This window comes from Rhodanobacter koreensis (assembly GCF_054782855.1).
The window spans coordinates 738,536-764,906 of record NZ_BAAGRR010000001.1; the positions used below are offsets into that span (position 1 = coordinate 738,536).

18 protein-coding genes are annotated in these 26,371 nt (G+C 62.9%); 11 read left to right on the top strand and 7 right to left on the bottom strand.

Annotated elements, in window-relative coordinates; genetic code table 11:
• Window positions 1-56: 56 nt before the first annotated feature.
• The 5 genes from ACYVKM_RS03165 to mutM are packed head-to-tail and all read left to right on the top strand — an operon-like array spanning window position 57 to window position 4,281.
• The gene (locus tag ACYVKM_RS03165; RefSeq protein ID WP_460875685.1) at window positions 57-821 is read left to right on the top strand and encodes an ABC transporter ATP-binding protein; all 765 of its coding nucleotides are present in this window, start codon (window positions 57-59) and stop codon (window positions 819-821) included.
• Complete coding sequence (locus ACYVKM_RS03170) at window positions 818-1,588, top strand: ABC transporter permease (RefSeq protein ID WP_460875687.1); 771 nt, start codon at window positions 818-820, stop codon at window positions 1,586-1,588. The genes ACYVKM_RS03165 and ACYVKM_RS03170 overlap by 4 nt, the downstream gene beginning before the upstream one ends.
• Complete coding sequence (locus ACYVKM_RS03175; RefSeq protein WP_460875688.1) at window positions 1,588-2,943, top strand: GldG family protein; 1,356 nt, start codon at window positions 1,588-1,590, stop codon at window positions 2,941-2,943. The genes ACYVKM_RS03170 and ACYVKM_RS03175 overlap by 1 nt, the downstream gene beginning before the upstream one ends.
• A 3-nt stretch (window positions 2,944-2,946) precedes the next feature.
• Window positions 2,947-3,438, top strand: a complete 492-nt coding sequence (locus tag ACYVKM_RS03180) for a hypothetical protein (RefSeq protein WP_460875690.1) — start codon at window positions 2,947-2,949, stop codon at window positions 3,436-3,438.
• Window positions 3,439-3,453: 15 nt separating this feature from the next.
• A complete protein-coding gene (gene mutM / locus ACYVKM_RS03185) occupies window positions 3,454-4,281 on the top strand; it encodes a bifunctional DNA-formamidopyrimidine glycosylase/DNA-(apurinic or apyrimidinic site) lyase (protein WP_460875692.1) in 828 nt (275 codons plus the stop codon).
• 16 nt (window positions 4,282-4,297) lie between these two features.
• Here the strand turns inward: mutM and ACYVKM_RS03190 are convergent, their stop codons facing one another.
• The 4 genes from ACYVKM_RS03190 to ACYVKM_RS03205 form a co-directional block, all read right to left on the bottom strand.
• On the bottom strand, window positions 4,298-5,065 hold the full coding sequence (locus tag ACYVKM_RS03190; protein WP_460875694.1) for a hypothetical protein: 768 nt from the start codon (window positions 5,063-5,065) through the stop codon (window positions 4,298-4,300).
• A 25-nt stretch (window positions 5,066-5,090) separates the two neighbouring features.
• Window positions 5,091-5,723, bottom strand: a complete 633-nt coding sequence (locus ACYVKM_RS03195) for a thymidine kinase (protein ID WP_460875696.1) — start codon at window positions 5,721-5,723, stop codon at window positions 5,091-5,093.
• A gap of 123 nt (window positions 5,724-5,846) precedes the next feature.
• Window positions 5,847-6,440: a hypothetical protein gene (locus tag ACYVKM_RS03200; RefSeq protein WP_460875698.1), complete on the bottom strand. Its 594-nt coding sequence runs from the start codon at window positions 6,438-6,440 to the stop codon at window positions 5,847-5,849.
• 324 nt (window positions 6,441-6,764) lie between these two features.
• A complete protein-coding gene (locus tag ACYVKM_RS03205; protein WP_460875700.1) occupies window positions 6,765-8,096 on the bottom strand; it encodes an NAD(P)/FAD-dependent oxidoreductase in 1,332 nt (443 codons plus the stop codon).
• Between the two features lie 122 nt (window positions 8,097-8,218).
• Here ACYVKM_RS03205 and ACYVKM_RS03210 point away from each other — a divergent pair, with 122 nt between their 5' ends.
• Window positions 8,219-10,201 carry a UvrD-helicase domain-containing protein gene (locus ACYVKM_RS03210; protein ID WP_460875701.1) on the top strand — a complete coding sequence of 661 codons (1,983 nt, stop codon included), beginning with the start codon at window positions 8,219-8,221 and terminating at the stop codon, window positions 10,199-10,201.
• A gap of 406 nt (window positions 10,202-10,607) precedes the next feature.
• Here the strand turns inward: ACYVKM_RS03210 and ACYVKM_RS03215 are convergent, their stop codons facing one another.
• Window positions 10,608-13,514: a TonB-dependent receptor plug domain-containing protein gene (locus tag ACYVKM_RS03215; protein ID WP_460875703.1), complete on the bottom strand. Its 2,907-nt coding sequence runs from the start codon at window positions 13,512-13,514 to the stop codon at window positions 10,608-10,610.
• Between the two features lie 546 nt (window positions 13,515-14,060).
• The gene (locus ACYVKM_RS03220; RefSeq protein ID WP_460875705.1) at window positions 14,061-15,092 is read right to left on the bottom strand and encodes an AI-2E family transporter; all 1,032 of its coding nucleotides are present in this window, start codon (window positions 15,090-15,092) and stop codon (window positions 14,061-14,063) included.
• A 138-nt stretch (window positions 15,093-15,230) separates the two neighbouring features.
• Between ACYVKM_RS03220 and ACYVKM_RS03225 the strand changes: the two genes are divergently transcribed.
• The 3 genes from ACYVKM_RS03225 (at window position 15,231) to plsB (ending at window position 20,036) form a co-directional block, all read left to right on the top strand.
• Window positions 15,231-16,124 (top strand): 5'-nucleotidase, lipoprotein e(P4) family, encoded by an 894-nt coding sequence (locus ACYVKM_RS03225; RefSeq protein WP_460875706.1) that lies wholly within the window; start codon window positions 15,231-15,233, stop codon window positions 16,122-16,124.
• 320 nt (window positions 16,125-16,444) lie between these two features.
• Window positions 16,445-17,377, top strand: a complete 933-nt coding sequence (locus tag ACYVKM_RS03230; RefSeq protein WP_460875708.1) for a hypothetical protein — start codon at window positions 16,445-16,447, stop codon at window positions 17,375-17,377.
• Between the two features lie 25 nt (window positions 17,378-17,402).
• Window positions 17,403-20,036, top strand: coding sequence for a glycerol-3-phosphate 1-O-acyltransferase PlsB (plsB, locus tag ACYVKM_RS03235; protein WP_460875710.1), 2,634 nt, complete (start codon window positions 17,403-17,405; stop codon window positions 20,034-20,036).
• 149 nt (window positions 20,037-20,185) lie between these two features.
• On the opposite strand, the gene ACYVKM_RS03240 is transcribed toward plsB, so the two are convergent.
• Entirely contained in the window at window positions 20,186-22,834 is a 2,649-nt protein-coding gene (locus ACYVKM_RS03240; protein WP_460875712.1) for a S8 family serine peptidase, read from the bottom strand.
• Between the two features lie 1,315 nt (window positions 22,835-24,149).
• Here ACYVKM_RS03240 and ACYVKM_RS03245 point away from each other — a divergent pair.
• The gene (locus tag ACYVKM_RS03245) at window positions 24,150-25,508 is read left to right on the top strand and encodes a metal-dependent hydrolase family protein (protein WP_460875714.1); all 1,359 of its coding nucleotides are present in this window, start codon (window positions 24,150-24,152) and stop codon (window positions 25,506-25,508) included.
• 98 nt (window positions 25,509-25,606) lie between these two features.
• The gene (gene ubiE, locus ACYVKM_RS03250) at window positions 25,607-26,359 is read left to right on the top strand and encodes a bifunctional demethylmenaquinone methyltransferase/2-methoxy-6-polyprenyl-1,4-benzoquinol methylase UbiE (RefSeq protein ID WP_460875716.1); all 753 of its coding nucleotides are present in this window, start codon (window positions 25,607-25,609) and stop codon (window positions 26,357-26,359) included.
• Window positions 26,360-26,371: the final 12 nt, after the last annotated feature.

Here is a 26,371-nt window from a genome sequence, read left to right on the forward strand (position 1 = left end):
ACGCACCCGACAATCGCCTGTTGTCTAAACAGTGGGGGCGCCGTGACAATCACGCAATGATCTTGCCAACCGACGTGTCCGCAGCACCAATGCTGCATCTGGACCAGCTCAGCCGCCGCCGCGCCGGCCGACCCGCCGTGCAGAACCTGAGCCTGACGTTGCCGCGCGGCCAGGTGCTGGGCCTGCTGGGCGTCAACGGTGCCGGCAAGTCGACTACCTTGTCGATGATTGCCGGCGCGCTGCGTCCGGACAGCGGCAACATCCAGCTGAACGGCATGGATTTCCTGGAGCAGCCGGAACTGGCGCGCGAGCTGATCGGCTGGCTGCCCGAACGTGCCCCGCTGTGGCCGGAACTGACGGTGAGCGAGCATCTCGACGCACATGGTCACCTGCGCGGCCTGCGTGGTGCCGTGTTGAAGCAGGCCCGTGCGGCGATCATCGAACGACTGGAACTGCAGCCACTGGCCCGGCGCCTCGCCGGCGTACTGTCGCAGGGCCAGCGCCAGCGCCTCGGGCTGGCCTGCGCACTGCTGCACAAACCGGCTCTGCTGGTGCTTGATGAACCGGCCAATGCGCTCGATCCGGTGCAGGTTGCGGCACTACGCAGCCTGATCCGCGAACAGGCCGCCGCAGGCACCACGGTCATCCTGTCCACCCACCTGCTGACCGAAGTCACCGCCGTGTGCGATCGCGTGGCGATCCTGCACGACGGCACGCTGCGTCACGATGGCCCGGTGCACAGCGACGATCACGCGGCACTGGAACGCAGCTTCTTCGAGATAGCGATGAACAGCCACGCCCAATCGGCGCACGCCGCATGAGCCATGCCCTGACGAACACGGTCGCCGTGACACGACTGGAATGGCGCCGGTTGCTCGTGCGACCACTGGCCTGGGTGCTGGCGGGGCTGACCCTGGCCTGGCTGGCATGGAATTTCACGCTGATGCTTGGCAGCTTCCTTTCCTCGCAAATCCAGCGCGCCGCGCAACCGGATGGCCCGGGCTTTGTCGATCTGGTCGGCGTCCCGCTGCTGGGCCAGCTCGCCCAGCTGGCGTTCCTGGTGGTGCCGTTGATCACCATGTCGGTGATTGCCGGCGAACGTCGCAATGGCACATTGCCGCTGCTGTTCGCCGCCGGCGTGCCCGCCTGGCGCATCGTGCTGGGCAAGTATCTTGCCGTGCTGGGCTGGCTGCTGCTGTGGCTGCTGCTGACATTGGCGATGCCGCTGGTGCTGTTGCATACCACCCATTTCGACTGGGGCAAGCTGGGCGCCGCCACGCTGGGTCTGGCGCTGATGCTGGCGGCCCTGGGGGCAGTAGGCGTCGCCTGTTCCGCGTTCGCCTCGCATCCCGCCCTCGCCGCCGCCGCCGCGCTGGTCATCGCGCTGGCGCTGTGGAGCGTGAACCTCGGCGCACAGATGGCCGGCATCAACGGTGGCGCCATCAACTGGCTGGCCATGAGCAGCCACCTGCAGCCGCTGTTGCGCGGACTGGTATCGACCACCGACATCGTGTGGTTCGTACTGCTGATCGGGCTGGCGCTGGCCCTGGCCTCACGCCGACTGGCCGCCGACAGGGAGCGTGGCTGATGCGCAACCTGTTCAGACGTCTGGATGGCTGGCTGTTCGCGTTGCTGCTGTTGCTGGCAGCGGCCGCCATCGGCTACCTCAGCACGCGTTATGCGCACGAGGCCGACTGGACCGCCAACGGCCGCACCAGCCTGTCGGCCGAAAGCCGTGCCGTGCTGGCGCAGCTGCGCGGGCCGGTGGAGATCGTCAGCTATGCGAACCCGCAGGGCAACCTGCGCCAGACCGTGGCCGGCTTCCTGCAGCGCTATCAGGCGGTGAAGCCGGACCTCAGTCTGCGCTTCGTCGATCCGCAGCTGGACCCGGCCAAGATGCGCGAACTGGGCATCACCGTCGATGGCGCGCTGATCCTGCATTACCAGGACCGCGAGCAACGACTGGACGAGCTGTCCGAACGCAGCCTCACCAATGCGCTGGAACGGCTGATCCGCGGCAGCGACCGTATCGTCGCCTTCGTTACCGGTGATGGCGAGCGTCGCGCCGACGGCCAGGCGAACGCCGACCTTGGTACCTTCGTGACCCAGCTGGAAGGACGCGGCATGCGTGCGGTGCCGCTGAACTTCACCCAGGTCGCCGACGTGCCGCAGCACACCGACCTGGTGGTGCTGGCCAGCCCTGCACTGGCACTGCCATCGGGCGCGGTACAGGCACTGGTCCGCTACGTGCAAGGTGGCGGCAACCTGCTGTGGCTGACCGAACCGACGAATGACGACCTCGGCCTCGCTTCGCTGGCCACGGCACTAGGCGTGCGCGTGCTGCCGGGCGTGCTGGTCGACGGCTCCGGCGCGGCACTGGGCCTGCACGACCCGCGCCTGATCGCGCTGGGTGATTACCCGCCGCAGGCGATCACGCGCGGCTTCACGCTGACCACCCTGTTCCCGCAGGTGTCCGCGCTGGCGCAGGTGACGCAGGCTGGCTGGGCGGTCAAACCGTTCCTGCGTTCCAGCGCGCAGAGCTGGACCGAGTTCCACCCGATCGACAATGCCAAGCCCTCGGACATCCGTTTCGACGCGACCGCGGGCGAACTGAAGGGACCGCTGGATTTCGGCTTCGCGCTGAGTCGGCTTTCACCCAGCCCCGACAAGAGCGAGCAGCGCGCGGTGGTGATCGGCGACGGCGACTTCCTGTCCAATACCTTCCTCGGCAATGGCGGCAACCATGCACTGGGCGAGCGCGTGTTCGACTGGCTGCTCGGCGACGACAAGCTGGTCGACCTGCCGCCGCGCGGTGCGCCGGACCGTCTGATCGAGATCTCGCAGGCCGGGCTGAACACGATCAGCCTCGGCTTCCTGCTCGTGCTGCCGCTGCTGCTGCTGCTCATCGGCGGTCTGATCGTGTGGCGTCGGCGCCGGCGCTGAGCCATGAAGCGTGCCACGCGCCAGCGCCTGTTCCTGCTGCTTGTTGTGGCCGCGCTGCTGGCGCTGGCCGGCTGGCAGCTGCGGCGCGATGCGCAGACTGACCCCGGCACTCTGCTCACGCTTGATCCGGCCAGCATCGACCACGTCACTCTGACTCTGCGCGGTTCGCCGCCCATGCATTATGAAAAGCGTGACGGCCATTGGTGGCGCGTCGATGGCACGCCAGCGCGGGCCATCGACGGGCGTCTGAATGAACTGACCGACACCGCTGCGGCACACGTGCTCAGCTGGCGCCCGGCCAGCGACTTCGATCCCGCGAAGATCGGCCTTGCACCCCCGCAGGCCGTACTCGAGCTGGATGGACATCCGCTGGAGTTCGGCGAATCCTCGGTCACCGGACCACAGCATTACGTGCGTGTCGGCCAGCGCGTTGCGCTGATATCGACGCGCTACATGCCGCGGTCGCCGGCCCTCCAGACCACCGAGCTGCACTGAGCCGCGGAACCGTCCTTGCCTGAACTGCCCGAAGTCGAAACCACCCGCCGCGGCATCGCGCCGTACCTGATCGGTCGACGCGTCACCGGCGTGATCCTGCGCCGACCCGATCTGCGCTGGCCGATCCCGACCGAGATCAGCACGCTGCTGCCCGGCCAGCGCATCGATGCCGTGGAGCGGCGCGCGAAATACCTCCTGCTGCACACCGAAGCCGGCAGTGCGCTGCTGCATCTGGGCATGTCCGGCGTGCTGCGCGTGCTGCCGCCGGATGCACCGGTCGGCAGGCATGACCATGTCGACATTGCGCTGGAACGTACGCCGACACAGGCGCCGCGCATCCTGCGTTTCACCGATCCACGGCGCTTCGGCTGCCTGCTGTGGCAGGCGCCTGGCGAGGTCCACACCCTGCTTGCGAACCTCGGCCCGGAGCCGCTCACCGATGCTTTCGATGGCGACCTGCTGTGGCACCTCTCGCGCGGTCGCACGGCGTCGGTGAAACTGTTCCTGATGGACAACGCCATTGTCGTCGGCGTGGGCAACATCTACGCCAGCGAAGCGCTGTTCGCCGCCGGCATCGATCCGCGCCGCGCCGCCGGCTCCATCTCGCGTGCGCGCTATGCGCGACTCGCCGCCGAAGTGAAGCGCATCCTGGGCTGGGCGATCGAGCGCGGCGGCACCACCTTGCGCGATTTCCTCAATCCCGACGGCGCGCCCGGCTACTTCTTCCGCGAGCTGAACGTCTACGGCCGTGCCGGCGAACCGTGCCATGTGTGCGGCACGCCAATCAGGCAAGTCGTGCTGGGACAACGCTCGACGTTCTGGTGCCCGCGCTGCCAACGCTAGGCGACGCGACGGACTTTCATTTCGGCCAGTTGAACTCGACGTAGGTGTTGTTGAAGTCCGGATGCTCCAGTCCACCGCCGAGATGCACGGTGACGCCACCGGGAACGCCCTCGATGTCCAGCGACTGGCCTTCGCTGAAGTGCGCACCGAGCGCTTCCAGCTCGACCAGCCGCTCGCACAGCAGACCGGCACGGTCGATCGCGCGATCGGGCACCTGACGGATGCTGATGTCGGGGCGGCCGAACTTGCGCATGCCGCGCGTGTGGATCCATGAATGATCCGGCGTATCCTCGTTGTCACGGAGGATCAGCAGATGGTTGCGGATCGGCGCGCCGTCCCGAATCAGATACTGCCTGCGCCAGGCATCGGCATCGAGCAGACTGAGGGTCTGCGGATCGAGAATCGCCACGCCACCCATGTCGAGCAAGCCGGCAAGTACGCCCAGGGTATCGCGCAGATAACCCGTGTCCGCGCTGTCCTTGAGCCTGCCGCGCACGATCAGCACTTCAGGCGCATCGAGTGCGCGCCGGTAGGCTTCCGGTGCATCGTCCTTGAACATGCGGCCCATCGCACCTTTCAGCGGATAGCCATCCCACTGGCGCAGCGCGCTATGGTAGTGGTTGTTCGACTCGATGCCCGCCGGCAGGCCGGGACTGCCGTATGGCTCGGATGGCACGCGCACCGCATCGAACTTGCCGAACACGTAGAACTGCAAAAAGATTTCCTCGGCGCTGGGCTGCCAATGCGGACGTTGCCAGGCGGGAAGGGGAGTTGGAGCGTTCATGGGGTTCCTTGATGATGGGCGCCGCTCAACGGTTTTCGCCAAGCGGCAGTACCGACTGCTGCAGTTCGATACGGCCGCTGCCTTCGCTGATCTTCTTGAACTCGGCGCGACTGACCGAGACGTAACGATCGTTGCCGCCGATCTCGACCTGCGGTCCCTCGGTCACCGCGCGCCCCTGTTCGTCCACCCGCACTACCATAGTGGCTTTGCGGCCGGTGTGGCAGATCGTCTTGATCTCCTCCAGGTTGTCGGCCCAAGCCAGCAGATAGCGGCTGCCCTCGAACAGCTCGCCGCGGAAATCGGTGCGCAAGCCGAATGCCAGCACAGGGATGCTGAGCTTGTCGACCACGTCGCTGATCTGCCACACCTGCGCCTTGGTCAGAAACTGTGCCTCGTCGACGAACACGCAGTGCAGCGCACCGTGTGCAGCGATGTCGGCCTCGACCAGCGACAACAGGTTTTCGTCAGTGCCGAACCGCCGCGCGTTCGCCTTCAGGCCGATCCGCGAGGCGACCACGCCCTCACCGTAGCGATTGTCCAGTGCCGGAGTGAGGATGAGCGTGCGCATGCCGCGCTCGTGATAGTTGTAAGCGCTCTGCAGCAGCGTGGTGGTCTTGCCGGCATTCATTGCCGAGTAATAGAAGTACAACTTGGCCATGACGCCTCCAGGAGCAAGCGTGACATGGTACTGCGGTCACCACCGCATAAACGCAGCGGATGACCCGAATCATGCGATCACGGCCGAATGCCGCGTCGCTGCACGCGCAATGCAGGCTAGTTGCTAACCACCAGAATCCGAATCGCGCTCGGGTTTCTGCACCACTTCCGGGTCACCCACCACCACATGCCCATGCAAGGGTCTTTTCAGCTCCCATTGCAGATCTTTCAACCGCGCGTATTGCTCCGGATTCCACAGCATCGGATCATACATCCTGCCAAAATCGACATGTGTGCCACCCATCAGGTCCTGCAGGCTTCCGGCGCCCCCGTCCTTGAGTATGCTGTATCCGTTCCCGGCAAAGCCGGTGCGGCTGCCGGTGACACTGAGCATGCCCCTGCTCAATTTCAGCCTCAAGCGATCCAATCCCTGCTCATCGGAATATTCGTCATAGATCTCGCGTCCTATGACGAGTGCCTGTTCGCGCTCCGTCTGGCTGAGCAAATGCCAATACAGTTCTCGCTGCACCAGCAGATCGCGGTAGTTCCGATCCGAGGCCAAGTCCATCCATGCATAGGCACGCGGCCGATCCGCGCCGATACCGTCGCCACTCCAATACATCATCGCCACCATGGCCTGCGATACCTTGTCGGCATAGCTTGCTGCCTTGATGAAGAGACGCAGGGCCAGTGCCTTGTCACCGTGCTTGTAAGCCACGATGCCTGCATTGCGATAGCGCTGATCGGGATGGCTGTCACGGACACTGAACAATGCATCCTCGAGTGCATTCACTCTTGCCAGTTCGACGCGCGTAGGCTTCACCGCCGAATCGGCATTCGCTTGCCCCATGGCCACACCGGTCCACGACAGCATCAGCCACGCGCCGATGACGCAAGAAACTTCCAGCTTCCCCATGATTTCCTCCTTGAGCCACGTTGATAGCGAACCCCGTTCGCAAACAGTCGCTCCCTTGGTAATGGGGAGTGCATGGTTTGTCGTACCGGCAGAATATTGCCGCCGGCGGTGACGCCGTGCAATAAATCAGACTTTGTCCAGTGGCGTGTTGCCGCCCGTGAACTGCGCGTGCGCCTGCGCCAGCCGGTACTTGTGCTCGGCACGCCAACGCCGCCAGTCGCGAAGACCGCAGATCGCGTAAACCAGCTTGAACAGTTGCAGGCGCCACAACACCTTCGGCGTGTCGAACAGGTCGCCGGCGAGCATCGAGATCACGCCCTGCTCCAGCTGCCAGGTGTTGCGCGGCTGACGAAACATCTGCTGCATCACCGGCCCGTTGAAGCGGTAGATGAAGAACGAGAAACGCGCCATGCCGGCGCGTTGACGCTTCTCCAGCTTGCGCAGCAAAGTCATCTCGCGTTTCGGCTTACGCAAGGCCTGATCGACCACGGCGACCGCCTGCTCCGCGCCACTCATAGCCAGATAGACGCCGGAGGAGAACACCGGGTCGAGGAAGGCAAACGCATCGCCGACCAGCACCCAACCCGGACCACCCATCTGCGTGGAATCGTAGGAATAGTTGCCGGTGACGCGCACTTCGTTGCCGATCAGCTCGGCGTGCTGCACGCGCCGCCACAACGCCGGGTTGAGTTTTAGCGTGTCGAGCAGGAACTCGACCGTGCGCCCCTTGCGCTGCTTGAGGTAATCCGGCCTACATACCGCGCCCACGCTCATCACGCCGTCCGGCAGCGGGATCATCCACATCCAGCCATGATCGAAGCTGTAGATGCTGATGTTGCCGGCGTCTTCGCCGGGCCGGTAGTCGGCACCGCGGAAATGGCCGAAGATCGCCGCGCTCTGGTGCTGATCGTTCTTGCGCCGCAACTTGTTCCTTGTCGACAGCAGCGCATCGCGGCCACTGGCATCGACCACGTAACGCGCCTCGATACCGTAGCTGCGACCATCGTCGGTCTTCACGTCCAGCCAGGTCTCGCGCGGGCCACGCTGCTCGACCCGTATCACCTCGTGCCCCTCGCGCGCATCTGCACCGCATTCGCGCGCGTGCTCGTACAGCATCTGGTCAAAGTCCTGTCGCCACACCTGATACGCATGCGGCGGACTCTGCCCGATCGCGCGGGCAAACGCATAGGTGTTGTAGCCGCGTTCGTTGTCCGCCTCGAAATCCGCGCCAGGTTTGAATACGCCCAGCGCACGCACCTTGTCCAGCACGCCGAGCCGCTCGAACACCGGCAAGTTCATCGGCAGCAGCGATTCGCCGATATGAAAGCGCGGATGACGCGCCTTTTCCAACGCGATCACCTTGTAACCGCGGCGTGCCAGCAGCGCGGCTGCCGTGCTTCCGCCGGGGCCACCGCCGATCACCGCCACATCGCACTGTTCGACTGTCTGATCTGTCATGCCCGCTCCGCCCGGCGCCGTCACCCCGACAGCGTCTCCCGCGCTCAATTATGACGCAAGCGGTCGGCCAGCCAGCAGGGCTCTGCTACCATCGACCGCCGCCTCACGTATCGCCTCGATCCATGCTCAATCCGCAACAACTGGCCGCCGTCGAACACTGCGACAGCCCCCTGCTGGTGCTGGCCGGCGCTGGTTCCGGCAAGACTTCGGTGATCACGCAGAAGATCGCGTACCTGATCGCGCGCAAGAAGCTCAGCGCCTCGAAGATCGCCGCGATCACCTTCACCAACAAGGCCGCGAAGGAGATGCGCGAGCGCGTGGGCAAGCTGGTCAGCGCCGAGGACGCCGCCGCGCTCACGGTCTGCACCTTCCACGCGCTGGGGCTGAAGTTCCTGCAGATCGAGCATGCGCGCGCCGGTTTGCGCCGCGGCTTCTCGGTGCTGGACGCGGACGACAGCGAGGGCATCGTCAAGGAACTGTCCCCGAAGGGCGTGAAGCCGGACGTGCTGTTCGGCATCCGCAATCTGTTGAGCCGCGCCAAGAACGGCGGCCTGTCGCCGGAGGAGGCTCTGGCCGCCGCACGCAGCCCGCGCGAGCTGGAAGCGGCGACGATCTACGATCTGTACCAGCAGCGCCTCGCCGCGTTCAACGCGGTCGATTTCGACGACCTGATCCGGCTGCCGCTGCGCATCCTGGAAAGCGACGCCGAATGCCGCAGCGCCTGGCGCGAGCGCCTGCGCTACCTGCTGGTGGACGAGTACCAGGATACCAACGACGCGCAGTACCGTCTGCTCAAGGCGCTGACCGGCGAGCGCGGCGGGATCACCTGCGTGGGTGACGACGACCAGTCGATCTACGCCTGGCGTGGTGCGAACCCGGAGAACATCGACCAGCTCGGCCGCGACTGGCCGAGCCTGCGTGTGATCAAGCTGGAGCAGAACTACCGCTGCGGCAAGCGCATCCTGCGCGCGGCGAACCAGCTGATCGCGAACAACCCGCACCTGCATGACAAGAAGCTGTGGAGCGAGCACCCGGAAGGCGCGCCGATCCGCGTGCTGGAATGCAAGGAGGCCGAGCACGAGGCCGAACGCGTCGCCGCGATCGCCACCACGCTGGCGGAGAAGCACAAGGCGCGCTGGCATGACATCGCGATCCTGTATCGCGGCAACTTCCAGGCGCGGCCGCTGGAGAAGGCGCTACGGCTCGCACGGATTCCCTACCACCTCACCGGCGCGCTCTCCTTCCTCGATCGCGTCGAGGTGAAGGACCTGCTGTGCTACCTGCGCCTGCTGACCAATCCCAGCGACGATGCCGCCTTCCTGCGCGTGGTCAACGTGCCGAAGCGCGAGATCGGCTCGACCACGCTGGAGAAGCTCGGCCAGATCGCACAATCGCGGCATTCATCATTGCTCGATGCCACTCGTAGCGACGGCGTGCTGCGCCAGCTCACCCCGCGCCCGGCCGCAGCACTGGCCTCGTTCGCGAACCTGCTCGACGAACTGCGCAGCGCCTCGTTGCACGAGAGCGCCGCCGACCTGGTCGAACTGATCCTCAAGCGCACCGGCTACGCCGCGCAGATCGCCGCCAGCACGCCCGATGCCAGCGTGCGCGAGCGCAAGCTCGGCAACCTGAAGGAACTCGCCGACTGGTTCCGCGCGATGCAGAAGGGCGGCAATTCAGCCGGCGACCTCGCCTCGCAACTCGCCCTTTTGAGTCACGCCGACCGCGACGAACCCGGCAACGCGGTGCGCATGATGACCCTGCACTCGGCCAAGGGCCTGGAGTTCCGCTTCGTCTTCATCGTCGGTTGCGAGGACGGCACCCTGCCGCACGAAGGCGCGATCGACGAGGGCCGCATCGACGAGGAACGCCGCCTGATGTACGTCGGCATTACCCGCGCCAAGGAATTGCTGACCCTGTCATGGTCGGCGAAAACCAAACGCTACGGCGAGATCCACAACAACCAGCCCAGCCGCTTCCTGCACGAACTGCCACAGGCCGATCTGCACTGGCAGGGCAAGGACCCGGAGGCGGACAAGGAAGCCGTGCGCGAGACCGCTGAATCGCATATGGCGAAGATTGCCGCCATGCTGGCAAGCAACTGAGTTGACGATAGCCAGACATCCTTAACTCTTCCCCGTACTTGCAGTAGCCAGGCATATATCGCATCGCAGGCGTGGTCGGCCTGAAATTGCAACACCTGGCTCAGCCGATGGAGTGTCTGCGCAACTGGATCCCAGGCGCACCGACGTTGCAACGCTGCTGCAAAACCAGATGCATTCGAAAACCAACCTGGCGGGCGAAGCAGTACTCGCCACAGATCGTGCTTGTCTTGTCGTCGGGCTATTTCATGACACCGAGACCGTCATCGGCAAGTTGTCCGGGAACTGAGAGGAGCCTGTATCAGATTCGTGCAGTCATACCGCAATTCAGCAGGCACGTAACACATGCGTACAAAAAACCGGGGCTCCTCGCGGAGCCCCGGTTGCTTACACCTTCAGGCTATACAGCTTAGAACTTCTGGGTGTACTGGACGTAGATGTAACGATCGATGTCCAGCAGCGGATCCACGGCGGATGCGCTGTTGGCTCCCTCCAGGTACGCTTCGTAGGAAGTCGGCGGCTTCTTGTCGAAAATGTTTTTCACGCCAACCGAAAGCCTGCCGTTCCACGGGAAGCTGTAACGCACCTGCGCATCGTTGAATACGATCGCGCCCTTGCGGTTCGCACCCACATCACCCCAGCTCTTGCCCTCGTAGTTCGGCTGGTTGCACTCGACATCGGATTCCCAGCACACATCGCGGTAGGCACCGAAGTAGCGCATGCCCCAGGTCGCGCCCCAGTTGCCGAGCGACCAGTCAAACCCGAGGTTCGCACGCCAGCGCGGCAGACCGAACTGGCCCACATAACCCAGCACCTCGGCACCCGTCGTGCTCTGCGTGTCATAGGCCTTCAGGTAGTTGGAGTCCAGGCGAACGCTGAACTTGCCGAAGCCGAATTCCGGCAACCGGTAATTCACACCGAAATCGTAACCCTCGGTCCGCAGCATACCCAGATTGATGTTGCCGCGGCTCAGGTTTTCCACCTGATAAGTCGCGGCATTGCGGCTGAAATCATCGCAGTACGAAGCGACGTTCTGCACATAGCACTGACCCAAGACGTAGTTGGCGCTGAGAGCCGTGATCTTGTTGTCGATGCGGATGTTGTACCAATCCACGCTCACATCCAGCCCCGGCACCCACTGCGGGCTGAATACCAGACCGGCAGTACGCGTGGTGCTGAACTCCGGCTGCAGCTTGTCGTTACCCACACCGGCGTTGAACGGCGAGGTGCTCTGCGTGTTCGGCGCAGTAATTGGCAGACCCGTCGTGGCCAGCTGGCGGAAACCGGCCGGTACGCCAGCGGCAGCGCAGCTGGCTGCCACGGCGGGGTTGGTCGCCGCCGCACCGAAGCGGGCATCGCACGGATCGGTGTACTGGTCGAACGTCTGCGAACCACCACCGAACGTATCGTCCAGCGTCGGCGCACGGAAGCCCTTGGCGTAGGTACCCCGTACCAGCAGGTCGTCGATCGGCTTCCAGACCAGGCTGTACTTGTTGTTGGTGGTGCTGCCGAAATTGCTGTACTTCGAATAGCGGCTGGCGACGTCAAACGACAGTTCCTTCGCGCCCGGCAGATCCTTCAGCACCGGCACATTGAACTCGACGTAGAACTCGTTGGTGTGGTACTTGGCATTGGTGCCGCCACCTGCCAGATCCGTGCTCCAGCCGGAAGAGGACAGCTGATCGGGGCGATCGTAACCGGAGATCTGGCGGTGTTCGAAGCCCGCCGCGGCACCGAGCGGGCCGGCTGGCAGATCGAACAGGCTACCGGTGATGTTGGCTGTGTAGTCCTGCGACAGGCTCTGCTGGGTGCTCTGACCCATGGTATTGACATACTTCAGGGCTGCCGGTGTCGAGTTGCTCGGACCGCCAAGAATGTCGAACGGCACGCACGTGTCGAGCGAAATCGGGCTCGCGGCCGTACCGCACTGCACCACGCCAGCACCATTGAGGAAGGACGGCCCAAGCGCCTGGGTCAGGTTGAGCAGGTTGAGGTTACCGGTGGTGGTCTCGGTCACATCGTACTTGTTGTAGTCGAAGCCGACGTCCCAGTTCCAGGTGCGCTGGGCGACTTCGAACACGCCTTCGAGAGCGCCGTCAAAGTGATACGACTTCACGTTGCTGTCGGTGACGCGCGGCAGCTCGATGGTGCGACGATAGAAGAACAGATCCTCGCCCGGCAGCGGATTGTAGTAGCTGTCGCCGCTGATATAGACCGGGTGGACGGGCTGGCTCTGGCTGTTCAGCGGGTAGCCGGCGACCTGGCGGCGATTGTCGCGCTCGGCATACATCGCATTGGACTTGAACGAGACATTTTCGTTGAAATCGTAACGCCCCGAGGTGAAGATCGACTTCAGCTCATTGGGCGGCGTGAACATCATCTGCTGGGTCGGATTGAAGTAATCGTCCTCGGTCAGACCGTTGTGGTAGCTCGTCAGCTGGTTCGAGGGGCCTTCGGCCACACCGACGCCGTTCCACGTACCCGTGTGATTACGCACAAGGTTGACACCAGTCGGACCGCCGGTAGCCGTAACCTGACGGATGCGGCCCCACGGGCCAGTTCCGCTCAAGCCATCTTCAGCATGGTTCGGGCCATAGGTGTAGGCGGTGAGATCGCGGCTCTTCGACCAGACCACACCACCCTTGGTCATGTTGGCACCGAACATCAGCGAGGACTTCTCGCTGGAGGTGCCCAGGGTAAGGGCGTAAGACTGCTGGGTACCGTCGCCACTCTCGTTCTCGCCGACGTAGGCGGAAACCTCAGCACCGTCGTAGTGATCCTTCAGGATGATATTGACCACACCCGCAATGGCATCGGAACCGTATACCGCCGATGCGCCGTCCTTCAGGATGTCGATGCGCTCGATCAGCGATGCCGGAATGGTCGACATGTCGGTGTAACCCGCCAGGCTGCTCGCCCAACGCTTGCCGTTCACAAGAACCAGCGTGCGGTTTTCGCCGAGATTGCGCAGGTTGATGTACTGGCCACCCTGCTCCGAGTTGGAGATCAGCACGGCAGCCTTGCTGAACGTCGGAGTGCCCGCGATCGAGAGGTTCTGCAGGATGTCGCCGACATTGACCAGGCCTGTCTTCTGGATGTCAGTCTGGGTCATGGTGAACACCGGCTGCGCGGTCTCCACATCGACACTGCGAATGCGCGAACCGGTGACCGTCACGGTCTCCAGCCTCTTGGCTTTCTCCGGGCTGGCCTGATCGCCACTGTTGTCCTGGGCGAACACCGAACCGGCCGCCATGAAGGTGCCGACGGCAAGCGCAATGCGCACGGCAGACGTAAGCTTGTTATCGAGCAAATACATAAAGAAACTCCCCGAACTGCAATTAGCAAAACCTCCGAAGTCGTCCCTGCAGGGACTGGCAAACGGAGAACTTGGTGATACCAACCAACATCCTTCGTTGGATCTTGCGAAAGACGGTCCGAACTCGTCATCCGCCTGGCTTTGTGCCGCTCAAAACGTAAATACTTTCGATTCTGAGCTATGCGAAATCCTGCTCCTTCCGGAGCATGCTTAACTGGAATCAAATATTGATTTAACTTCCGAGCGACTGGACTAAATCGGCTCCCTTGCCGCCTTCAACTTCCTCGCATTGACCGCTTCTGCCTGTTTTCCCTGCAGAATATTCCTGCGTGCGGCCAATGCTAGCGCCCATGAATCAGCAGGCGCCTGGCACACAAATCGGCATCCATGATGCAAAAACCAGCAGTTCCACGCCGCTGGTCGACTCATGACGGGGTAGTTTTAACATGCGATCGAAAGATCTTGCAACATTTTCTTCACACGCACGTAAGATTGTGGCCGGTCCGTTCCTGCAGGCCGCGAAAAGACCGTCAGTTCGAGGGACGCTCAGATCAGCCTTTCTGCTACCAACTCACTCTTCAGATAGGCGTAGTAAACCGGTGCAGCGATCAGGCCGGGCAGGCCGAAGGCGGCCTCCATCAGCAACATGGCGATCAGCAGCTCCCACGCGCTGGCGTTGATCTGGGTGCCGACGATGCGCGCGTTGAGGAAGTACTCCAGCTTGTGGATCAGGATCAGGAAGCCGAGCGCGGCGACGGCAACCCCAAGCGATACCGACAGGGCGGCGACGGTGACGGCCGTGTTGGACAGCAGGTTGCCGACCACCGGCAGCAGGCCGACGATGAAGGTCAGCACCACCAGCGTCTTCGCCAGCGGTACGTGGATGCCCAGCAACGGCAGTGCACCGAGCAGGAAGATCGCGGTGAACGCGGTATTGATCAACGAAATCTTGATTTGCGCGAACACGATGTTGTGGAACGCCTCGGCCAGCCGCTGGCAGCGCTGACCCAGTGCTGCGGCCAGCGGACCGACCTGGTGTGCCGGGCGGGTGCGGCCAAGCGCGATGATCGCGCCGAGCACCAGTCCGATGAGGATGTGCACGAACACCCGCACTGCGCCCTTGCCGGCCAGCTGCAACGTCGCCGCATGTTTGCGGGCCAGCTCGACCGCGCCCTCGCGCAAGTCATCGACGCTGTCCGGCAGATGATCGACCACGATCGATGGCAATTGCTGACGGGCCTTTTCCACCAGCGGCATAAGCTGCTGCTGCCAGAGCAGCTCGGGATTGCCAATCTCGCTGCGGAAAAAGCTGATCGCGCCGAGAATCAGCAGGATCAACAAGCCCACCACGATCGCCCCCAGTGCCGCGACCACCAGCACCCGCGCACGCTCGCCGGAGATGCGCTTGCCCAACAACGGTGCCACCGCCTGCACCAGTTCGTAGACCAGCAGGCCGGACAGCAACGCCGACAGCAGGTGCAGTTCGATGACGGACAGCAACGCCGCCGCCGCCAGCAAGTAGCTCGCGTAGCGGATCACCGATGATTGCTCGCGCGATGCAGTCGTAGGGGAATTCATGCAGGTCGCAACCGTGAGTGGCAGGAGCACCAGTCTGTCAGCAGGCCACGAAAGCCGCCAACTCCGCACGACCAGCCCTGACATGCGGCTGTCGTAAACTCCGCGCATTGTCACGGCCTTTCACTCAAGGATTCCCGCATGTTCGTTCGTTTGCCCTCGGCCCTGGTCGTATGCGCCCTGCTCGTCGGCTGTGCCACCGCGCCATCGCACCCCGCCACGACGACGCCACAGACTCAGCCACCGACGACAATCCCCGCGATCGCTGCCAACGACAATCTGAATGCGGTGGCATGGACCCAGACCGCGATCGAGCACGACCTGATCTACCTGCAGACCTACCGTGACGCCGAATCGCGCCTGCTGGCCGCGCTGCACGACAGGCAGTGGGATGCCTTGGGCAAGGCCGATCGAACCACACCAATCAAGGGTCTGAAGCCGGCCGTGGTGCTGGATATCGACGAAACCGTGCTGGACAACTCGCCGTATCAGGCACGCGTGATCAGGAGCGGCGGCGAGTTCAACGAGGCCGACTGGGCAGCCTGGTGCAAGGAGGAGCAGGCCCGCGCCATGCCCGGCGCGGTCGAGTTCACCCAGTTCGCCGCAAAGCACGGCATCGCGGTGATCTACATTTCCAACCGAGCCAAGGATCTGGATCAGGCCACACTGGCCAACCTGCGCAAGGCAGGATTTCCGGTGAGCGGCCCGGAGGCCTTTCTCGGCCTCGGCACGGTGCTCGACGGTTGCGAACAGGTCGGCACCGAGAAGGGCTGCCGCCGCCAGCTGATCGGCCAGCATTACCGCGTGCTGATGCAGTTCGGCGACCAGATCGGTGACTTCGTCGACGTGCTCGCCAACACCGCCGACGGCCGCCGCAAGGCGGTCGCCGACTACCTGCCGTGGATCGGCACCCGCTGGTTCGTGCTGCCGAATCCCACTTATGGCTCCTGGGAGCCGGCGCTGTTCAACAACGACTGGAGCGCCCCGGCGCAGCAGCGGCGGCAAGAGAAGATCGACGCGCTGCGCTATCAGTGATCATGTGCGAAATATATTTGTTGTATATCATGTACTTACATAAATAAACAAAAGCGTTGCCTTAACTTTAACGAACAAATAATATCTGCCTGCCAACACCTGCTGACCAAAAACTTTGCAGGCAAGGCCATTTCCCTTCCGGCTCAGCCGGATTTCCCCGTGAGGCCTGTGCCCGCGGGGTTTTCTTTATGTGCCGCAGCAACTTTCGGCGTGAAATCCTGCGCCCGGTCTTGTTCCCTGTTGCCACGACCCTTACCCTGCCCGCTCACCGCGCCACATCGGCGCCTTCCCTGCCCGTCGCCCTATCGCGAGAGCCTTCCATGCGTCTGCCCACTCTTCGTCATGCCCTGTTGCCGCTGTTTGCCGCGCTGCTGCTGAGCGCCTGCCACGGCAAGGACGATGCCTCGCAACCAGGCGGCAGCACGCCGGAAGCCGCCCTGCAAGGCTCGATCGACCTGCTCAAGGCCAACGATCTCAATGGCCTGTGGAAGCACGCCCTGCCGCCGGCCGACTACGCCAACCTGCGCGCGGACTGGAGCAAGCAGCGGCAGAACGCGGAACCCATCACCGCGGAGGATCGCGCCAAGTTCGCCGAGACGATGCAGCAATTCACCGCGCCCGACGCCGAAAACAAACTGTATAGCGAGCTGCAGCCGAAGCTGACGGCGATGGAACAGCAATACAAGGACCAGTTGCCGGTGCTGATCAGCGTCGGCGAAGCCTTCGTGAAAAACGGTATCGCGCAGAACAAGAGCCTCACCGACGCACAGAAGGCCCAGACCAGCAGCGCGCTCGATGTGCTCACGCCATGGGCACAACAGACGCCATGGTTCGACCAGGCCAAGGCCAAACAGGCCGTCGGGGTGGCCGTGACCACGGCGCGCAAACTGGACCTCAAGAACCCGGACCAGCTGCGCAGCATGAATTTCGACACCGCGATGGCCAAGTATTCGACCGGCTTCAGCGGTGCCAAGCAGTTGTTGGCGATCTACGGTCTGTCGCTGGACGACACGCTGAACTCGGTCAAGCTCACCCCGGTATCCAGCAGCAACGGCCATGCCGTGGTGAAGATCGACTACACCCTGCTGGGCAAGCCGCTGTCGACCGAATCGACGCTGGTACAGGAGAACGGCCGCTGGTACAGCGAGGACATGCTGAACAACGTACGCAAATCGCACCAGCAGGTGAGCCAACTGCCGGCCGGCAGCGCCAGCGCACCGGCTGCTGCCGGCACCGCGCCCACTAAAGACTGAACATCGCAGCCGTTAGAATAGACGGATGCAGAATATCCATACCGCGGACTCCCCCGTACGCCAGCGCGCCCCCTGGTGGTTCAACCTGGCCGGGCAACTGTTGCAGCCCTGGGTGCGCATCCGCCGCGACCCGGCCGAGCCGGCCGCCCTGCTGCAGGCCGGCGTGCCGGTCTGCTATGTGATCGAGCGCGACGGCTTCTCCGACGCGCTGATCCTCCAGCGCGCCTGCCGCGAAGCCGGCCTGCCCAACCCGATGCAGGCACTGTCCGGCACTCGCCGTCGGCGCTCGGTGTTTGCACTGACGCGGCGCGACGGCTGGATCTTCGGCCGCAACCGCAAGCGCGCGCCAAACGAACCGTTGCGACAGCTGGTGCGCTCGCTGGAAGGCATGCCGGAACGCGACATCCAGATCGTGCCGGTGTCGATCTACGTCGGCCGCGCGCCGAGCCGTGACAGCGGCTGGTTCCGTGTGCTGTTCTCGGAAAACTGGGTGATGGTCGGCCGCTTCCGCCGGATGCTGGCCTTGTTGCTGAACGGACGCGACACCGTCGTGCATTTCTCCGCACCGGTATCGTTGCGCAGCGTACTGGCCGAATCCGGCGAACTCGCGCCGGAACGCTTCACACGCAAGATCGCGCGGGTGCTGCGCACCCACTTTCACCGCATCCGTGCCGCGGTGATCGGACCGGATCTGTCGCACCGGCGCACCGTGGTCGATGCCGTGCTGAATGCCGAACCGGTGCGTGCCGCGATCACCGCCAGCGCGGCCAAGGAAAAAATCAGCTACGCCAAGGCCTGGCGCAAGGCGCACAAGCTGGTCATGGAAATCGCCGCCGACTATTCGCACCCGGTGGTGCGCTCGGTGTCGTTCCTGCTGTCGAATTTCTGGAACAAGCTGTACGACGGCATTGCCATGCACCACTTCGACAAGGCCCGTGCCGCCGCGCCCGGTTACGAAGTGGTCTACGTACCCAGCCACCGCAGCCACGCCGACTACCTGCTGATGAGTTACCAGCTGCACGTGTCCGGCGTGGTGGTGCCGCATATCGCCGCCGGCGTGAACCTCAACCTGCCGGCGATCGGACCGATCCTGCGTCGCGGCGGTGCGTTCTTCATGCGCCGCAGCTTCACCGGCAATCCGCTGTATTCGGTGGTGTTCAAGGAGTACATGGCCCAGCTGATCGACCGCGGCGTACCGATCGAATACTTCACCGAAGGCACCCGCTCACGCACCGGCCGCCTGCTGGCGCCACGCGGCGGCCTGCTGTCGATGACCGTACGCGCCTTCCTGCGCGCGCCGCGCCGACCCGTGCTGTTCCAGCCGGTATACATCGGCTACGAGAAACTGATGGAGGGCAAGAGCTACATCGGCGAGCTCAGCGGCAAGCCGAAGGAAAAAGAATCCCTGCTCGGCCTGTTGCGCGGGCTGAAGGTGCTGCGTCAACGCTATGGTCATGTCGCGCTGAACTTCGGCGAGCCGATCGAACTGACCCCGCTACTGGACGCCGCCAGCACCGACTGGCGCGCCGCCAGTGCCGACCCGGATGCCAAGCCCGAATGGCTCAACGGCGTGGTCGACCAGCTCGCCGAAAAGATCCAGATCAACATCAATCGCGCCGCCGACGTCAATCCGATCAACCTGCTCGCGCTCGCCCTGCTGGCTACGCCCAAGCACGCGATGGCCGAGAGCGACCTGCTGGCCCAGCTTGAGCTGAGCAAGGCGCTGCTGGAGGAATTGCCGTATTCCGATCGCGTCACGCTGACCCCGATGAACCCGGCCGGGATCATCGCCTACGGCGAGCAGATGGGCTGGATCCAACGCGTGCAGCACCCGCTGGGCGACGTGCTGACCGCCAACGGCGAGCAGGCCGTGCTGCTCAGCTACTTCCGCAACAACGTGCTGCACCTCACCGCCGCCGCCGCATGGGTGGCGTGCTGCTTCCTCAACAACCGGCGCATGTCACGTGCCTCGGTGCTGCGGCTGGGCCGGATCATCTACCCGTTCATCCAGGGCGAGCTGTTCCTGGCGTGGGACGATGATGGCTTCGGCACGCAGCTGCAGGCCACGATCGACTTCTTCGTGCGCCGCGGTCTGCTCGAATCCACCGGTGATGGCCGCGTGCTGGAACGCGCGCCGGGCCAGGACGACAGCGCCTTCCAGCTGAAGGTGATTGCACGCAGCCTGATCCAGGCATTCGAGCGCTACTACATCACCATCGCCGCGCTTGCCAAGAACGGCCCGCACACGATGACCGGCGCCGAACTCGAGAACGCCTGCGCGCTCACCGCACAACGATTGAGCCTGCTCAACGAACTGTCGGCACCGGAATTCTTCGACAAGGCGCTGTTCCGCGGCTTCATCCAGAAGCTGCGCGAGCGCCGCGTGGTGTGGACCGACGACGCCGGAAAGCTCGACTACGACAGCGCACTGGACGGCATCGTACGCGACGCCCGGGTGATCCTGTCGCGCGAGGTGCGCCATTCGATCCTCAAGATCACGCCTGGCGGCAACGAGAAGGATATGTCGCAGGGCAACGTCGAAGAAGCGCGTCTGCAATCGGGGCTTGCTGAGACAGCAAACATCAGTGAAGAGCTGCACGAGCGACATGTAATCGCCGAACAGCAGGAACATGCGCCGATGGATAGCGAGAAATCCTGAGCGTGCTATGCATGGGATCTGGATTCCTTCTACTTGCCGAATCTCATCGACCGCACACAACAAGTACCCATTTCCAGCATCCTTCAGAAACCATCGCCTGCTGGTTGCATGGCATCGACATGGACCGACACCATGCAACCAGCAGTTGATCAGAAGCTGTATTGCGCACCCGCACTAAGCACACTGGCCCTGGTGCCCCCTCCCGCGATCTGGCCGTCCAGATTGGCGAACCACGACCAGTGGTTATCCAGCATGGTGCTGAGGCCTATGCCGATCCAGCCTGAATTCCGCGGCGAATTCACGCCTTCCAGTTGAAACGTTGCATCCGGCGCACCGGCATAGGCGGCGGTGAAGCCAAGATCGCTACCGGCCAGGATGTGCTGGTACAAGGCAAAGCCCTTGATCGACATCTGGCCGCCATTCCAGATCCAGTGATAGGCGATACGTGCACCGATCTGGGCATTGCTCTGATTGAAGTCTTTACTACCTGCCGCTATGCCAAAGCCACCCGCACCCTGCTCGGCAATCGTGCCACGCGAAAGATATCCATCACCCAATGACACGAATGGCGTAGTCGTCCACGCGTCCGATCGGGCGTTGTAACCTGCCTCCAGATAGGCCGAGTCCATGCGGTCATGGCGCGTGCTGTAGATAGCCGCTGGCGTGGTGCCGAGATCTGCCCACCGACTGACGGTACTGGAAATCGAGTCCTGACCAAGCCGACCGGAGAGGTACACGTTGTTCTGCGCCCACTTGCCGTACAACATCCCGCCCGTACTGCGCGAACTGCTGGTACCGCCCTGCATGGTGTAGGTGGAACCAAGGCGGTTCCAATCCAGCCCGGCACCGAGGTTGAAAGAGTCGGAAAGAGCAACATCGTAGCCAATGACGGCCCCACCACCCGTGTAGCTGCCCGTGGCGTAACCGCTGCGCGCGATATCGCCACTCGCACCGGTACCCTGGAACCACGCACCCTGCTGCGAACCGCCATTACCGATATCGGTCAGGCGGTCGGCCACTGTGCGATTCACGATGCCGGCCTGTTCGAACGTCAAGCCTTGCGACGATGCCAGCAGCTGACCGGACAGGCTGTTGATCGATGCTGCCGCTTCCGCAATCGAATCCACACGCAGGAAGTCGCCAGCGGCGTTGAGGAACGCCTGATGTGCCACAGGATCGGACACCGCCCAAGTATTCGCCTGGGCCAATGCCGTCTGGATGTGGTGTGCTGTCTGCTGTGTCGTGGCGACATTCGGCATCGATGCTTTTGCTACATCAGAAACCGATTGATTCGTAAGAGTTACATCGACATTTAATGGTGTATAGCTCAAGCTGCCAGTGGTGAATACCCCACCCTCAACTGTCAGCGATCCGAACTGACCGAACACGCCGAATTCGGTCTCCAATAACGACCCATTGCTAGTCGGATACATGCTGGGCAAAACAACCACCGTGGCGCTTGAGTTGTTTAGAGTCGCTCGTCCTTGGACTTGTACACTCCCCCCGTTTCCCCCCATCTGAAAGATGGTGTTTGCCGTTGAAGACGTCGTGTAGTTACCGCTGATCTGCAGCATTGAAGCGTTCGATGGCGGCCGGGTATCGACGATTCCGCTACTCGTGATGTTTCCCATGACGAAACCCGACGCTTGCAACGTTGCGCCTTGAGCTACTGATATAGCTGATGTACTCAGCATACTCACCATATTCTGCGTGATAAATGTCCCGCCGTTAACCTGTATGCCGCCAGTGAAACCATCGCTCCCGGTAATCTTGAGCGTGCCACCATTCACCGTAAGATTGCCAAAACCATCCGATCCGGTCAGCGTGAGTGAACCACTACCGTCCAGCTGAAGGCTGCCGGTGCCGCTCATATTGTTGGAGAACGTCGCCGATTGGCCAACAGGAATGTTCACGTCGAATACGCCCCAATTGAGCTGACCGGGACCATTGACCGCCGCAGCCGCATTCACGAGTCCATAGCCGTACAGCGCGGGGGTGTTCTGTAAGAGTGGGGTGGCTGTCCCCAACAATGTTTCCTGCACGTTCGTCGCCGTGAAGAACGGGAAACGCTGCCACACCAGCGCCGCCACGCCGGTGACCACCGCAGCAGCGCCTGAGGTACCGTCCCCGGCTCCCGTCGAGAACACCGTACCGGTTACAGGTGTGAAGTAGGTGTAGCCAGGAGCCGCCAGGCACCATGATGCCGCCACGCCGCAGGCGTTGGACGTGGAATCAAGGCCCGTCACCTGCCCGCTGGAATTCAATGCCACGTTGACTACGGTGAGCCAGTTCTGTTGGAGACTTGTCTCGTAATAGGGCAACGCCGATTCCACACTGGGCTGCGCGTTGCCATTGTTGCCGGCCGCCCAGACCATCAGCTGGCCATTGCCGGCAGTCGAGGAGAAGGTCGAGTAGTCCTGCGTGACATGGGAATCCGTGGCAGTGACACTGGTGATCGGCGTACTGCTGCCATAGGAGTTGTTGATCAGCTTGACGCCCTGTGCGGTCAGATCGGACAGTGCCTGCGGTACCAGATTGAGGTCGACGTTGCCTGAGCCGTCGCCCACCCGCGCCATATACAGCGAGGACTGCGGCGCCACGCCACCGTAGTTGTAGGACCCGCCGGAACCGTCCGCGTTCGCCGTGCCGCCGATGATCTCGGCCATGACCGTACCGTGGCCATAGGGGTCCTGCGGCGTCGTATTGGTGGGATCGACGTAGTCCTTGAACCAAGTGATGCGATTTACGAGTGCGGGATTGTCTGCTTGCACACCCGAATCGAGAATGCCTACTTCCACGCCCTGCCCCTGATTACTGGTCGGACTACCGCCGATCGCCCACGCCTGCGGAACGTTTTCCGGATCAAGCTGGCTGGGGTTGTAGTAAGACGGCGGCTGCGCGGGCGGTGGTGCGGGCGGTGGTGCGGGCGGTGGTGCAGGCGGTGGTGCGGGCGGTGGTGCAGGCGGTGGTGCAGGCGGTGGTGCAGGCGGTGGTGCAGGTGCGGCGGGAGTCGGCCGGACATTGCTGCCGCCTCCGCCTCCGCCTCCGCAAGCTGTCAATGTACTTGCCAACGCAATTGCCACTGCGAAAGCGACTGTATTGTGACGGTCAAGCAAGCTCATCGATACAGCTCCATGCTTTGAATGTGTGGATGCAGAACGTCGCAAGACGTGCAGGCTTTGTGCGGTATCGACAACAGGCGAAATCGGGATACGCGCACTCCTCAGCGCCCGATTGCTGTTCGCTGTTGGTGATATGCACTTTGCAGTTAGTGGACGGAATTGACGCAGCGGTTTCAGCGCAAGACAGTTGCCAGGAAGTGCCCCCGCAAGACTGAAGTCGACTTTCTTGCCCGACGACGTGTATCCCGGCGCTGGCATGAGTAGTGCGAGGCTGAAGCATCAGCAGTCGATCCTTCGAAATCCCGGAATGAAATAAACAGACGGAAGTGGCCCGTTTATCCGATCTAATTCGTTTCCCTAGGTACTCATCGCCCGTCACACCGCGCAATCGACCCGACTGGTTCACCTGGAGGGCAAACCAGCGAGGTCAAAACTGGGTGAACTCATGCCGTAAGTCCCGCACTCTCGTGCTCGTGCAGTGCTTACGTATACCGCCCTGTTTCCTGCGATACAGCGCAAATTTAATGCGCCAATCGAGGCCCCTGTTTGATCCAATATGCTACACGGTTACATGATCCGGCAATATCCGCGACGAGGCCATAACTAAGTCGCAAATAAATGCGAATTACAGTGAATTCCGCATTATTTTTCGATACACCCGGAATGCCAACCCAAAGACATAAGCAGATACTGCCTGCTGCCTGCCCAGCGCGAAAATGAAAACAGGTTCTGATTGCACTACCGCTCCGCATCAAGCAGCGTTGCTCGCGCAATAAATATATCGGCCAAAAAACGTTCCCGACAAACCCGAGGCACTCTTCATCCTCAGGGTCACTTCTGGCCGCAGCAAGAACGAATCGAGCACGGCGATATACCCACCGCGCAAGATGCAATGCGACTGCCAATGGACGGATCGCCGTCCTGAATGTCGGGGTGACGCAGATCGCCAAGCATGCTTAAGATGGTTGCCTATCCTACGGAAAGACCATCCATGACCATGCGCCGTGCACTCGTCTTTGCTGCCATCGCCCTGTCGCTACCAGCCACTGCGATGGCCACCGACGCTACGATCCATCGCGACGTGAGCGTGCTGCACTGCGCGCGCCTGCTCGACACTGCCGCCGGCAGGATGCTTGGCGAGACGAGCGTGATCGTCGACAACGGTCGCATCAAGGAGCTGCATGCCGGCGCGGTGGACATCGAGCCGTATCGGAAAGATGCCGTCGCGGCCGGTGGCTCGTTTCAGTACATCAACCTGCCCGACTCGACCTGCCTGCCCGGCCTGATCGACAGCCACGTCCATCTGACCATGCAGTTCAGCCGCTCCACCTACAGCGACAAGTTCCGCCTCAATCCCGCCGACTATGCGATCCTGAGCACGGTCTACGCCAAACGCACGCTGATGGCCGGCTTCACCACGGTGCGCAATCTCGGCGACGAGCACAACGAATCCATCGCGCTGCGCAATGCGATCAATGCCGGCACCGTGCCCGGACCGCACATCTTCAGCGCCGGCCAGTTCATCGGCACCACCGGCGGCCACGCCGATCCTACCAACGGTTTCCGCATGGATCTGGCCGGCGATCCCGGCCCGAAGGACGGCATCATCAATTCGCCCGAAGATGCCTGGAAGGCGGTGCGTCAGCACTACAAGGACGGCGCCGACCTGATCAAGATCATGCCCTCCGGCGGCGTGCTCGATGAAAGCAGCAGCGCCGACAATGCGCAGATGACGATCCCGGAGATCCAGGCCGTCGTCGCCGCGGCGCACGACTATGGCTTCACCGTGGCAGCGCACGCGCATGGCGCCGAGGCGATCCGCCGCGCCATCATCGGCGGGGTGGATTCGATCGAGCACGGCACCTTCATGGACGACGCCGACATGAAGCTGATGAAGGAACACGGCACCTGGTATGTGCCGACCATCATCGCCGGCAAGTTCGCCGAGGAAAAAGCAAAGGAAGGCTGGTATCCGCCGCAGGTCACCGCCAAGGCGGAACAGGTCGGGCCGATCATCCAGGCTACCGCCGGCAAGGCCTACAAGGCCGGTGTCAAGATCGCGTTCGGCACCGATGCCGGCGTCTATCCGCACGGCGAGAACGCGAAGGAGTTCGAGTACATGGTGCAGGCCGGCATGCCACCGATGTTCGTGCTGCAGGCCGCCACCATGCATGCCGCCGAACTGCTGCACAAGCAGGACCAGTTGGGTCGGATCGCGGTTGGCCGCGGCGCCGATGTGATCGCGGTGCCGGGCAATCCGCTCGATGACATCACCACCATGCAGCATGTCAGCTTCGTGATGAAAGACGGCGTGATCTACAAGGAAGCGGGCAAACCGGTAGTCGAGTAACCCATGCATCGACGGCTCCCGTTGCAGGTTGGGGCAACACGCCACTGGAGAAGGTCGGTTTACAGAGGAAACCGGCCCGATCCTGTAGCATTACGCCCATGAACGAACAGCCCAAAACCACCCATTTCGGCTTCCGCGATGTGCCGGTCGGCGACAAGCAGAAGCTGGTCGGCCAGGTATTCACCTCAGTCGCACGCAGTTACGACCTGATGAACGACCTGATGTCGTTTGGCGTCCATCGGCTGTGGAAGCGCCACTTCGTGGCCGTCAGCGGCGTACGCCGCGGCGATCGCGTGCTGGACCTGGCCGGCGGCACCGGCGACATCGCCGCCCTGCTGAAACCCGTCGTCGGCGACGAGGGCGAAGTCGTGGTCGGCGACATCAACGCGGCGATGCTCGGCGTCGGCCGCGACCGCATGACCGACCGCGGCCTGGTCTCCGGGCTGCGCTGGGCGCAACTCAATGCCGAAGTATTGCCGTTTCCGGACAACTCGTTCGATGCGGTGACGATGGCGTTCGGCCTGCGCAACGTCACCGACAAGGACAAGGCGCTGGCCGACATCTGCCGCGTGCTCAAGCCCGGCGGCCGCCTGCTGGTGCTGGAATTCTCGAAGGTACAGAGCGAACTGTTCGGCAAGCTCTACGATTTCCACTCGTTCAAGGTATTGCCGAAGCTCGGCCAGCTGTTCGCCGGCGACGCCGACAGTTACCAGTACCTGGCCGAGTCGATTCGCAAGCATCCGGATCAGGAAACGCTCAAGGGCATGATGGAGCGTGCCGGCTTCGGCCGCGTCGAAGTGCGCAACCTCAGCAACGGCATCGTGGCGATCCACCGGGCGTACAAGCTCTGACACAACCGGTTC

Bases quoted from the DNA above. Each gene is read 5' to 3' on its own strand.
- ACYVKM_RS03195 (WP_460875696.1), bottom strand. From the start codon at position 5,723: ATGGCCAAGTTGTACTTCTATTACTCGGCAATGAATGCCGGCAAGACC.
- plsB (WP_460875710.1), top strand. From the start codon at position 17,403: ATGCAGAATATCCATACCGCGGACTCCCCCGTACGCCAGCGCGCCCCC.
- ACYVKM_RS03190 (WP_460875694.1), bottom strand. From the start codon at position 5,065: ATGAACGCTCCAACTCCCCTTCCCGCCTGGCAACGTCCGCATTGGCAG.
- ubiE (WP_460875716.1), top strand. From the start codon at position 25,607: ATGAACGAACAGCCCAAAACCACCCATTTCGGCTTCCGCGATGTGCCG.
- ACYVKM_RS03165 (WP_460875685.1), top strand. From the start codon at position 57: ATGATCTTGCCAACCGACGTGTCCGCAGCACCAATGCTGCATCTGGAC.
- ACYVKM_RS03245 (WP_460875714.1), top strand. From the start codon at position 24,150: ATGACCATGCGCCGTGCACTCGTCTTTGCTGCCATCGCCCTGTCGCTA.
- ACYVKM_RS03180 (WP_460875690.1), top strand. From the start codon at position 2,947: ATGAAGCGTGCCACGCGCCAGCGCCTGTTCCTGCTGCTTGTTGTGGCC.
- ACYVKM_RS03170 (WP_460875687.1), top strand. From the start codon at position 818: ATGAGCCATGCCCTGACGAACACGGTCGCCGTGACACGACTGGAATGG.
- ACYVKM_RS03215 (WP_460875703.1), bottom strand. From the start codon at position 13,514: ATGTATTTGCTCGATAACAAGCTTACGTCTGCCGTGCGCATTGCGCTT.
- ACYVKM_RS03220 (WP_460875705.1), bottom strand. From the start codon at position 15,092: ATGAATTCCCCTACGACTGCATCGCGCGAGCAATCATCGGTGATCCGC.
- ACYVKM_RS03175 (WP_460875688.1), top strand. From the start codon at position 1,588: ATGCGCAACCTGTTCAGACGTCTGGATGGCTGGCTGTTCGCGTTGCTG.
- ACYVKM_RS03210 (WP_460875701.1), top strand. From the start codon at position 8,219: ATGCTCAATCCGCAACAACTGGCCGCCGTCGAACACTGCGACAGCCCC.
- ACYVKM_RS03225 (WP_460875706.1), top strand. From the start codon at position 15,231: ATGTTCGTTCGTTTGCCCTCGGCCCTGGTCGTATGCGCCCTGCTCGTC.
- ACYVKM_RS03230 (WP_460875708.1), top strand. From the start codon at position 16,445: ATGCGTCTGCCCACTCTTCGTCATGCCCTGTTGCCGCTGTTTGCCGCG.
- ACYVKM_RS03205 (WP_460875700.1), bottom strand. From the start codon at position 8,096: ATGACAGATCAGACAGTCGAACAGTGCGATGTGGCGGTGATCGGCGGT.